Origin of the sequence: Streptomyces sp. M-16 (assembly GCF_052114405.1) — a bacterium.
GTDB lineage: Bacteria > Actinomycetota > Actinomycetes > Streptomycetales > Streptomycetaceae > Streptomyces.
In genome coordinates, this window is the sequence record NZ_JBFRER010000318.1 from 1 (window position 1) to 660 (window position 660).

The following is a 660-nucleotide window of genomic DNA, read 5'->3' on the forward strand; positions in this document are numbered from 1 at the left end:
ACGCCGGGGGGCACCGGGTGGAGGTCCTGGACGGGGACGAGATCCGCGAGTTCCTCTCCGCGGGCCTCGGTTTCGGCCGTGAGGACCGGCACACCAACGTCCAGCGGATCGGTTTCGTCGCCGAGCTCCTGGCGAGCAACGGCGTCAAGACGCTCGTCCCGGTGATCGCGCCGTTCGCCGACAGCCGCGAGGCCGTCCGCGAGCGGCACGCCGCCGCGGGCACCTCGTACCTGGAGGTGCACGTGGCGACCCCGGTCGAGGTGTGCTCCGTACGTGACGTGAAGGGCTTGTACGCCAAGCAGGCGGCGGGCGAGATCTCCGGTCTGACCGGGGTCGACGACCCGTACGAGGCACCGGAGTCCCCGGACCTGCGCATCGAGTCGCACACACAGTCCGTACACCAATCCGCAGCGGCACTCTTCGCGCTGCTCAACCAGAGGGGTCTCGCGTGACCACCGTCATTCCCCTGCACAAGGCGGCCAGGACCTTCGACCACCTGGACTCGATGGAGTCCGAGGCGGTGCACATCTTCCGTGAGGTGGCGGGCGAGTTCGAGAAGCCGGTGATCCTGTTCTCCGGCGGCAAGGACTCCATCGTCATGCTGCACCTGGCGCTGAAGGCCTTCGCGCCCGCGCCGGTCCCCTTCACGCTGCTGCACGT

Annotated in this window: 2 protein-coding genes; both read left to right on the plus strand. The window is 68.9% G+C overall.

Annotated features, from left to right (window positions below):
* On the plus strand, window positions 1-452 hold a 452-nt coding region (gene cysC / locus AB4039_RS42340; RefSeq protein WP_442273324.1), incomplete at its 5' end, for an adenylyl-sulfate kinase.
* A partial coding sequence (locus tag AB4039_RS42345) for a phosphoadenosine phosphosulfate reductase domain-containing protein (protein ID WP_442273325.1) occupies window positions 449-660 on the plus strand: 212 nt, incomplete at its 3' end. The genes cysC and AB4039_RS42345, both read left to right, overlap by 4 nt.